At 35.8% G+C, this 7,037-nt stretch carries 6 protein-coding genes and 1 pseudogene; all 7 read right to left on the reverse strand.

The genetic code is table 11. From position 1 onward, the window contains the following. Positions 1–51: 51 nt before the first annotated feature. The gene (locus J7J00_RS26935) at positions 52–528 is read right to left on the reverse strand and encodes a DinB family protein (RefSeq protein WP_214796153.1); all 477 of its coding nucleotides are present in this window, start codon (positions 526–528) and stop codon (positions 52–54) included. A gap of 349 nt (positions 529–877) precedes the next feature. Continuing rightward, positions 878–1,771 (reverse strand): DMT family transporter, encoded by an 894-nt coding sequence (locus tag J7J00_RS26940; protein ID WP_214796155.1) that lies wholly within the window; start codon positions 1,769–1,771, stop codon positions 878–880. A 316-nt stretch (positions 1,772–2,087) separates the two neighbouring features. After that, positions 2,088–3,290 (reverse strand): aminotransferase-like domain-containing protein, encoded by a 1,203-nt coding sequence (locus J7J00_RS26945; RefSeq protein ID WP_214796157.1) that lies wholly within the window; start codon positions 3,288–3,290, stop codon positions 2,088–2,090. A 202-nt stretch (positions 3,291–3,492) separates the two neighbouring features. Continuing rightward, entirely contained in the window at positions 3,493–4,875 is a 1,383-nt protein-coding gene (locus J7J00_RS26950; protein WP_214796159.1) for an aminotransferase-like domain-containing protein, read from the reverse strand. A gap of 355 nt (positions 4,876–5,230) precedes the next feature. After that, positions 5,231–5,638 (reverse strand): hypothetical protein, encoded by a 408-nt coding sequence (locus J7J00_RS26955; protein WP_214796161.1) that lies wholly within the window; start codon positions 5,636–5,638, stop codon positions 5,231–5,233. A gap of 306 nt (positions 5,639–5,944) precedes the next feature. After that, the gene (locus tag J7J00_RS26960; protein WP_214796163.1) at positions 5,945–6,577 is read right to left on the reverse strand and encodes a type 1 glutamine amidotransferase family protein; all 633 of its coding nucleotides are present in this window, start codon (positions 6,575–6,577) and stop codon (positions 5,945–5,947) included. Between the two features lie 228 nt (positions 6,578–6,805). Continuing rightward, a pseudogene (locus tag J7J00_RS28530) lies at positions 6,806–7,037 on the reverse strand (group II intron reverse transcriptase/maturase); the annotation flags it as partial.

The following is a 7,037-nucleotide window of genomic DNA, read 5'->3' on the forward strand; positions in this document are numbered from 1 at the left end:
TTAAAGACAGCTCTGATCTTCGCTAACGCACCTGTTAGTTGAAGAAGGATTTTAATAAGAGGAAAGACCTCGTCCAATAAGATTTGCAGACACAGGCTTTTTCCCTACTTCCCTTGCCCAAATTGATAATTGTCCTATATGGTGAATTTCGTGGGCAATTACATGTCGTATAACCTCGCCCCAAGTATCCGTTACAGTTCTTCCATCTGGTAGAGTATCGTAAAATAATCGATTTTCCATGCTCCCATCCCAGTTGTTCACAAAGTTCTCCACTTCCGTTCGAAATTCAGCATCTAATTTTCGAACCTGATTCAAGCTCTTGTAACCATCAAAGTTCTCCTCAAAGTCTGTTTTAGCTTGTAAAAGGCGTATCCAGCTCCATTCGACATCAACTATATGGAAGAGTGTATGTAAAATACTACCTACTCCGCCAGTTCGGTTTTGTATGAGATCCTCTTCACTTAACTCCTCACACCACCGATACCATTCTTCTCTGACCATCCAGTTATACCGAAAAAATGTTTGCAATGAAATCCCTCCATAAATTCGTGAATTTCTCAACCGCAGGTATAATATTCTGAGAATAAAATAAAACTGACTCCAATATTCCTATTTCAACTAACCTTTTTATATTCCCTTCTTTATGCAACTATCCTGCCCCGATAGTTCCATAACAAAAAGCTGCCTTAAAGACAGCTCCGATCTTCAGCTAACGCACCCGTTAGTTCATTAACAGATAAATGGAGAGTGACAAAATCTGTACGACAGTTAAATAAAGAAGTAGTTTAGTGGAAGTAGGGCGATTAACAAAACTTAGACTTTTTACTTGGAATATAGTAAAAAGCAGTGAGGGATTTCCCCTCACTGCCCCGTTTCTTTATTTTGTTAAAAGCTTCGTATGTCGTTTTCGAAAATTCATTGAATTAATTTCACTAATAAAAGTTGAACCTAAAAGAAGTGTGCCCCCTATAATCTGAATAATTGTCATTTTTTCTTGTAAGATTACAGCAGAAATCAGTATAGCTACAAAAGGATCTACATAGCTTAGCATGGCAATACTTTGTCCCTTTAACTTAAGCATACCAGAAAAAAATAACCAAAAGCCGATACCAGTGTTAACAACGCCTAAGAGTATTATAAAAGCAATGGAAGATCTCGAGACTCCCAAGATACCAAATCCCTCAGTGAATAATACATAGGGAAAGAGAAGTAAAGCAGTTGTTCCAAGTTGAATGATTGTAATCTCTAACATGCCCATGTTTTGAATGAATTTATTTAATAACATTAAGGCTGCGTAAAATGCAGCCGCAACTAACCCGAAAAGGATTCCAAGTAGATCATCTTTACCAGAGGCGCTAATGCCGTTTCCAATAATCAATAACATACCTAATATCGCTACACCAATACAAACAATTTTTTTAATTGGTAAAAGCTCCTTAAGTACAAATGGCGAGAGAACCATGACAAACACTGGCGCAAAATAATACCCAAGCGTTGCATTAGCAAGTGTTGTATGATCGTAGGATTGATAAAGAAAAACCCAATTCCCTCCCAATGCAACCGCAGAAAGAAAAAGGGTAGAAGCATTAACTTTCACTAATTTCCATTGAATGGATTTCTTCATAATGAAAAATACAAACACTAAAAATAGACACCCAATTGAACTGCTTAGCAAAGCTGTTTCACTCGAAGATAAATCAATGTATTTCACAACTAAACCCATTGTACCGAAAATAATCATTGATAATATAAACTGAATTTTATATTTCATCGTCTACTCCTTCGAATCTGCGAAACAGCTTATATATTTCGCAGATTCTTAATCTGTTTTATATATAAGTGTATATAAAGGAGTAAACGGTGGTGGTGGTGATGTCGAAACGGGCTTTGTAATATATGGATTTATAAATGATATTGGCATAATAAGCCTCCTGATTATTCAAATGTAAGATTTATTAATAATACAATTAAAATCTTATTTTTGAATTGGATATTTTTAAGAATAGTGCTTTCATTAAACATTTAGAAGGTATATATAGTTATTAATGGTTTTGGTGTTTGATTTAATTATTTTTTATTTCCTTTAGTTACAAACATATCGTCTCTTTATTTAATTCACGATGTAATACATCACCCATACGCTTCATGCCTTCAATGATTTGGTCTTCAGGCATATTCGAGTAATTTAAACGTAAAGTGTTCTTCTGTGTGCCATTTGGAAAGAATGGAACACCAGGAACACAAGCAACATTATTTTTCAAGCACTCTGTAAATATATGTTTGGAATCAACCCCCTCTGGGAGCTCAACCCAAATAAACAACCCACCTTCCGGCTTACTGTAAGACAAATTTTCCGGAAAGAATTCTTTTATGCATTTTAACATTTTTGTACATCTTGCTTTATATACTGCTTTGATTTTTTTAATATGCTCTTCCATATCGTAAAGTTCCATATACTTAGCTGTTATCCTTTGAGCAAAGCTGTCGGTATGTAAATCAGCTGTTTGCTTGAAAGCCACGTACTTATCAATAAACGATTGATCTGCACAAATCCATCCAATTCGCATGCCTGGAGTGAAAATTTTAGAGAACGTGCTCATATAAATTACTCTGTTCTCTGTGTCAAAATGTTTCACTGGTGGGATTCCCTCTCCATCAAACCTAATAGCTCCATAAGGATTATCTTCTACAATCAGTACATCGTATTGATTAGCAAGTTCGATCATTCTTTTACGTCTTTGAAGTTTTAATGTACGACCTGTAGGGTTCTGGAAATCGGGAATAGTATAGATGAATTTTGCGCCAGGATGCTCTTGCAGTTTCCTCTCTAGCTCTTCCATTATCATCCCATCATTGTCCATAGCTACCTCCACAAAGTTTGCATTGTATGATTTAAATGCATTAATTGCTGCAAGATAGGTTGGGCTTTCACAAATTATAGTATCTCCTTCGTTGATAAATAGTCTTCCAGTAAGATCTATTGCTTGCTGGGACCCTGAAGTGATAAGAACATTGTTAATAGCAGAGTTAATCCCAATGGCTTTCATCCTCTGACAAATAGCTTCTCTCAACGGACCATAGCCTTCAGTGGTACTATATTGAAGAGAAGCCGCGCCCTCTTCATTCAATACAACATTGCAAGCAACTTTAAGGGCTTCAACAGGAAACAGCTCCGGAGCTGGAAGTCCTCCCGCAAAAGAAATGACTTCTGGCCTTTCTGTTACTTTTAATATTTCACGGGTCTCAGAAGAATTAACTAGACGGGCCCTCTCAGCAAATTTATTTTCCATTTGTAAACATTCCTTCCTTTAACATTTCAATTTTTTTCCTACCACTTTTAATTTTATTGGAATATTCAGATTTTTAATTAAAGGGATAAGCCTATGACACCAAAATTAATATTTCTTTCATCCCCCTACTAAGTTTGAATTATCATAACACGTAAAAAAAAAGCCATACAATATAATTATTGTATGGCAAACAATATTTATTTTACATTTCAATTATTTTTCTAAGGATAATAAGAGCTTTTTCAAGTTCCTCTCTCGTTTCTGGTGCACAAATCCCCACACGTACGGCATTTGCTGGTGCGACATTACCTACCGCAAATCGCCCTCCACTATATACCTGTACACCTTGTGCTGCAGCTAGTTGTTCAAATTGGTCGCCTGTATACCGATGCGGCAAATGTAACCAATGAAAAATCCCTGTTTCTTCACCTAAACAGTTCTCTTTACCTAAATATTGATTAACCAACTGATTACGAGCTTTTGTTTCCTCTTTATGAAATGCAACAATGTTTTCAAACTGATTCGAAACAATTACTCGTGATGCTAACTCTGCAAGTAGTGGCGATACGGAAATATTTAAATTATAAAGAGCTTTTCGAGTAGAATCCAGGTATTTTAAAGGAACTGCCACATAAGCAAGACGGAGTCCAGGTGCCATTGATTTCGATAAACTCGCTATATAAATCGTATTCTCAGGGGCATATGTAGCTACAGCCGGCAACACTTTTTCTTGGATTAAATGATACGCTCCATCTTCAATAATAAATAAATTATACTTTACAGCAATCTCAGCAATAGCCTTACGAGTTTCAATGCTCATCGTATAAGTCATCGGATTCTGATAATCTGGAATAATATATAATCCTTTAATATTTTCATTTTTACATGCATAAAGAAGTGCTTCCGGACTCATTTCATCAGATTCTGAACGAATCGGTACAAGCTGAATCCCCAGCATCGCGGCTGCTGTCTTTAAGCCTGGATATGTATGGTGATCTACACCAATTCGATCTCCATGCTGACAAAGGCTTGCAAGTGTTGCTGTGATGGCGTTTTGTCCGCCAGTAGCAAGTAAGATATGTTCTCTAGTCGTTTCAAAACCGGCAAATTTCAATAATTTGACGCCTGCATCTTTTTGCCAAATCGCATCGCCTGGCCGACTGTATCCAAACCATCTCGCACAATCTGATTCTTGTAACATCGATTGCAATAAGTCAAATAAAGGTCCATACGACAAACGATCTGGTAAAATTGCTCCCATTTCAATTAAATGCTTTGGCTTTTCTTCTGCAAGCAAATAAGCGTTCGAAATCGCATCATACGAAACATAAGTACCACTACCAATGGTCGCACTGACCAGTCCTTTTAACTCAGATACTTTAAATGCTTTCGAAATCGTACTTAGATTCACCTCTAAGTAATCCGCTAACTCTCTTTGTGGTGGAAGTTTCGTGCCAGGCACTAAGCGTCCCTCAATAATGTCATATTCTAACTGCTTAGCTAATGCCTGATAAATCGGTCTGTCTTCTCGATTTATTGTCGGCTTCCATGTCATAGGATAATCCTCAAACGAATTAATCGGCACATTCCTCATCCTTTTTCACACAATCATTAATCATACAATTATAAAGTTGTATGGCAACAAATTCAAATCCATAAATTCTTTTAAAATTTTTTACTAGTAGTGTGCGGAACGCTCTTGCCCTGGAATATACATGCAGTATGGATATTCCGGAAAGGAACCCATTAGTGGAAAAAACTGTGGAGTTACTTGCAGCCTCATAAGAGCATACTTAATAACATTTATTTCAAATTTCAATCATTTGCACAATCAGTTACTCCAGAATATGGCCCAATTAAAGATCATACAGCACTTTACAACTATCCTGGCCCGTTAGTTCCATAAGAAGAGTTGACCAATATTTCGCCATAGATTCTGTTTAAGGTTTGCTATTAGTTTTTTTCAAAAAAAACAATATATGAAAATAGGTATGTACTACTATTCCTACCATTAAATAAGCCCAAAAATTATCAGAGTCTATTATGTAGGCAAGAATGATTGCAGAAATAGTATACAAAGAAAATTGTAAAAGATATACTTTTAAGTCTGTATGTAAACCCACAAAATAAGTTATGGTATCAATAATTAGAGTTACAGGAATACCAATAATGCAATATATTGCTAACTCATATAATGTGCCAATAATTACTCCATTTAAAAAAGGGAAATATTCATCTTTTGGAAGATCTTCATTTAAAGATATTAAACTATCAATTGAAGCACTAAGAAACGATGACAATGGAGCTGCAAGAAGTATAGAAATAGGGAGCAGATATAATTTTTTCATAAACTCCACCTAAGCATTAAATATTACCATTTCATAAAGAGTGGTAGCAAATTGTATTGCAGTTAATTACAGTACGAATAAATTACGCTTCTTGAACTAAACTGCCCCGATAGTGCCATAAGAAAAAGGCTGCCTCAGCAACCTCGCTTATAGAAGTAAAGCACCCGATAGTTTAAGTACAATCATTCACAATCTCTATTAACTTCTCTAAAATTTTTAAGTTATGTACAAAAACTATACTTTGACATCGCATAAAGTATGGAGATTATTTCAAGTAAAATAAAACTGCCAAGTTGATTTTTAAACTCACTTATTTATTGAGTTCATTAGTTGGAAGAAATATTCAAGTTTGTGAGTCTTATTTAGGTTATACCACGAATGTAATGTATCTGGTGCAAATACATCTAATTTTTTCAGTACTTCCATCGCAAATTCCAAAGGAGCTACTCCTGATGCAGTAACCAAATTTTCACCAGTTACTACAGGTTCCATCTCATAAAAATTTTCTCCTTTATAATTAGGACAGACCATTTTAATATACTCTAAGCTATTGCTTGTATGCATTCTAGAATCTAGATATCCCATATTCGCTAGTCCCTCAGTTGCACCACAAATAGCAGCAACAATAGTGCCAAGCTTTAAAGCCTCGCCAATTTTTTTCAAGATAGGTTGATGAATAGCTTCTCCCCAAGTATTCCCTCCAGGTAGAATTACAAGATCTTTACTATCAAAGTTACATTCATCAAGGGCAATATCTGGTTTTATACTCAGTCCCCCCATCGTAGTAATAATTTCTTTATTCGCTCCTACTGTAATTACTTTTAAATGTGTTAAATCCTTTTTGAAATATCTTCCTGAATTTAGTTCAGCAATTAAATATCCATATTCCCAGTCTGACATTGTATTAAATACATATAGATAAACTTTTTTTATTTTCATCCACTAACACTCCAATCATAATTTTCATAGTTTATTTTTTCCACATCAGCTACTCCATCAAAAAGAACATACGTTCCCTTTAATTCGATTATATACCACAATTAACCAATAGTCTATTTCTTATTGAACTAACCTGCCCCGTTAGTTCCATAAATCGAGTAGGAGGAGGCGCCTAGCCTCCGACCTCTCACACCACCGTACATACCGTTCGGTATACGGCGGTTCAGTTTAAGTCTGACGTAGTTTTGTATATCGTTCATATAGATTTACTAACCCTTGGTGGTGCCAATAAACATTATTAAGGGTTTTGTCTAGAATAGGACTATGCGCTATGCGCCAATAACCCTTTCTGCTATTTCCCCATTCATACGCTTTTCCAAATGGGGCGCCTAATCCTTTGAGTTTCCTCACTCTCGTTCTTGGCAATTTCCATTGCTTCCATAGGCACATCCTGAGTCTT

The organism is Bacillus sp. ISL-4 (genome assembly GCF_018613275.1).
GTDB lineage: Bacteria > Bacillota > Bacilli > Bacillales > DSM-1321 > Peribacillus > Peribacillus simplex_E.